Consider the following 3,165-nt stretch of genomic DNA (forward strand, 5'->3'; position numbering starts at 1 on the left):
GTACCTGGTGCGAGCGCGCCACCTTCCGCGGCTGGATCCAAGTCTGGATGATCTCGCCTCTCAGACGAGGAGGTCGCCGTGTCAGGGCTTAATGATGATCATCAACACAGTGCTGACGATACTCATGCCGATGCTGGTGATGGTGATCAGCATGGTGTGCGAGGGAGAGGAACGGCCGGACCGGATCGCTACCGGCGCATCGAGGTGATCACCGGGGAGGTGAGGCGACGGAGTTGGTCGCGGGAGGAGAAAGCCCGGATCACGACCTTGAGCTTCGAGCCGGGCTGCAATGTCTCGGCACTCGCTCGGGAAAACGGCGTCAGCATCGGCCTGTTGCATTACTGGCGCCGCGTCGCGCGCGAGCGGATGAATGAGGGCGCGGTGAGGTTCGTGCCCCTCGTTGCGGCGGCGCCGACAGAGCGTGGGCTTGGTTCCGCTGGCGTCATCGAGYTGGAGCTTCTCGGGGCGCGTATCCGGATCACGGGTGGCGTCGATCGCGCCGCCCTGGAAACCGTCCTGGCCGCGGTGCGGGCCAGCGCTTGATCGCCCTCCGCGCCGACCTGAAGGTTGTCATCGCCTCAAGACCCGTCGATTTCCGCAAAGGTGTCCAGGGACTGAGCAGCCTGGTCGCCGAGGCGCTGGCGGCGGATCCATTCTGTGGTGACGTCTTTGTCTTCCGCAGCAAGCGGGCCGACAGATTGAAGCTTCTGGCTTGGGACGGCAGCGGCATGATCCTGGCGACCAAGTGGCTGGAGGACGGGCGCTTCACATGGCCGCCGATCGCTGACGGGGCGGTCGTCATCACGCCCGCACAAATGGCCATGCTGGTTGACGGTCTGGACTGGACGCGGGTGCGTCCGATGCCGGTCAGGCGTCCCATGAAAGTCGGGTGAGGCGTTGTATTCATTGGTGTTTCTAGGCTTTCTGGGGTAGGAAGCCCTATGTCGCCGCGCGCTCCTGATTTGCCTGAATCTTCCGACGCCCTCAGGTCGCTCGTAGCGGCCCAGGCGACGCGGATCGCCGAACTGGAGGCGCAGAACGCCCTGCTCCGGGCGTATGTCTTCGGTCCCAGGTCCGAGCGGGCGACAGTCGTTTTGGACGGTCAGCTGGACCTGGAGCTTGGCGGCATCGGCCCGCCCGCCGCAGCCAATGACGAGGCGCCGCCGCCGAAGGCCTCGTCAAGCGAGCGCGGTCGGGCCAGACGCAATCTCGGCTGCCTGCCACGCCATCTTCCCCGCATCGACGAGATCATCGAGCCGGAGCAGACCTCCTGTGCCTGCTGCGCAGGCACTTTGCACCGGATCGGAGAGGACGTCTCCGAAGCCCTCGACGTGGTGCCCGCCATCGTGCGCGTCGTGCGCACCMTCCGTCCGAAGTATGCCTGCCGCGCCTGCGAGACCGGCGTTGTCCAGGCGCCGGCCAGGGCCCGTCTCTTCGACGGCGGCATGGCRTCGACATCCGTCATCGCCAGCGTAGCGGTCTGGAAGTTCGCCTGGTTCATGCCGCTCAGCCGGCAGGCCCGCATGCTGGCCGGACAGGGGGTGAAGCTGGATCGCTCGACCTTGACCCGCTGGATGAAGAAGGCCGCCTGGTGGCTGAAGCCGCTCTACGAGCTGCAGTTGAAGGCGATCCATCGCGCCGGCCGGATCTTCTGTGACGAGACCCCGCTTCCGGTCCGACGACGGGGCTTGAGGCGCACACACAAGGGACAGTTCTGGGCCCATGCGACGGATGACCGATGCTGGGGCGGCCCGACGCCGCCGGCGGTGGTCTATGTCTATGCCGAAGGGCGCGGCCATCATGAGATCCGCGAGCAGCTCAAGAGCTATCAGGGTCTGCTGCAAGTTGACGGCTATGGTGCCTACAAGAAGCTGGCTGTCCGTGGCCGCAAGCCCGGCCCGATCACGCTTGCCTTCTGTCTGGCCCATGCGCGGCGCAAGTTTGTCGAGGTCCATAAGCAGACGGGCTCTGCCATAGCGGCGGACATCATCGGGCGCATCGCCGCGGTCTACGCCATCGAGAACCAGATCCGCGGCCTGAGCGCCGAGGAGCGGCTATGGTCTCGGCAGGCTTATGCCGCGCCGTTGATGGCAGATCTCAAGGTTACGCTCGAGGCCGAGCTTCCGKGCCTGTCGCGCAAATCCGGTCTGGCCCAGGCGATCCGCTACACGCTTGCCCACTGGCATGGGCTGGTGAGCTTCCTGGAAGACGGACGGCTCGAGGTGGACACCAATACGGTTGAGCGGACCATGCGCCCGATCGCCCTTGGTCGGCGAAATCACCTCTTCGCCGGCGATGATGGCGGGGCCCGGACCTGGGCCATCCTGGCCTCGCTTCTCAACACCGCCAAACTGAACGATGTCGATCCCTTCACCTGGCTGAATGACGTACTGGAGAAGATGGCCAGCGGCGCGGTGAAGGCGAACGATCTGGATCAGCTCCTCGCCTGGAACTGGAAAGCCGCGCGCGGGGCGGAAAGACTGGCGGCATGATCCGGACCCGACGCCCCGCTGCTGCCCCGTCCGAGCGGGCCATGGACGACAAGGAACTGGATCGTTGGCTGCAGGCGCGCCGGGCGCGGAAGCCGCTGGCGACGAACCTGGCCATGCTGGACGGCTTCGTGACCGCGCTTGCGGCGGGGCCGCTGGACCTGGACCTGATCGGGAGCCTGCTGGCGGCGCTGGCGCTCGATCAGGATGCGCTCAACACCGGCGCCACGCCGGAGTTTGCGGCCATCAAGGCCGCGGCCGACCGCTTCAACCGTATCACTGGCGCGCTCGAAGACGGCATCGTCGAGCCTCATCACCGGCGCAGGGGCAATGGAGACACCTGGCCGGCGGACTGGTGTGAAGGCTTCCTCGCGGCGGTGAAGCTGAACCTGGCCGAATGGCACTCAGTGATGGATCCGGCCAATCAGCTTAACGGCCTGATGCTCCCCATCCTGCTCTACTGCAAGGACGAGCAGGGCCGACCTTACCTTGGCCCGCCCAGGCCTGGTCCGCAGACGCAGACCTTCATYAGCGAGGTCTGGAACGATATCCCGCTGAGCGTCGCCACCATCCGCAACCACTATCACTTCATCCCCACCGGCCAGTCCAGGCGGCGATAGTGGATCAGCAAGCGGGGTTATCGATCGTCGCAAGGTGGCCCGCTCGCACCAGTTAC

General features: G+C 65.8%; 5 protein-coding genes. All 5 read left to right on the forward strand.

The window, feature by feature from the left end; all coding sequences use genetic code 11:
* Positions 1-208 (forward strand): hypothetical protein (locus tag AC1D34_RS35810; RefSeq protein ID WP_476826818.1); only part of this gene is annotated, 208 nt, incomplete at its 5' end.
* An 11-nt stretch (positions 209-219) separates the two neighbouring features.
* Entirely contained in the window at positions 220-543 is a 324-nt protein-coding gene (gene tnpA / locus AC1D34_RS35815; protein WP_476826822.1) for an IS66-like element accessory protein TnpA, read from the forward strand.
* Positions 540-893: an IS66 family insertion sequence element accessory protein TnpB gene (gene tnpB / locus AC1D34_RS35820; RefSeq protein WP_476826819.1), complete on the forward strand. Its 354-nt coding sequence runs from the start codon at positions 540-542 to the stop codon at positions 891-893. Before tnpA ends, tnpB begins: the two co-directional genes overlap by 4 nt.
* Before the next feature lie 48 nt (positions 894-941).
* A complete protein-coding gene (gene tnpC, locus AC1D34_RS35825; RefSeq protein ID WP_476826820.1) occupies positions 942-2,492 on the forward strand; it encodes an IS66 family transposase in 1,551 nt (516 codons plus the stop codon).
* A gap of 41 nt (positions 2,493-2,533) precedes the next feature.
* Positions 2,534-3,109, forward strand: a complete 576-nt coding sequence (locus tag AC1D34_RS35830; protein WP_476826821.1) for a YecA/YgfB family protein — start codon at positions 2,534-2,536, stop codon at positions 3,107-3,109.
* Positions 3,110-3,165: the final 56 nt, after the last annotated feature.

The organism is Allobosea sp. P1_A7, from assembly GCF_056406775.1.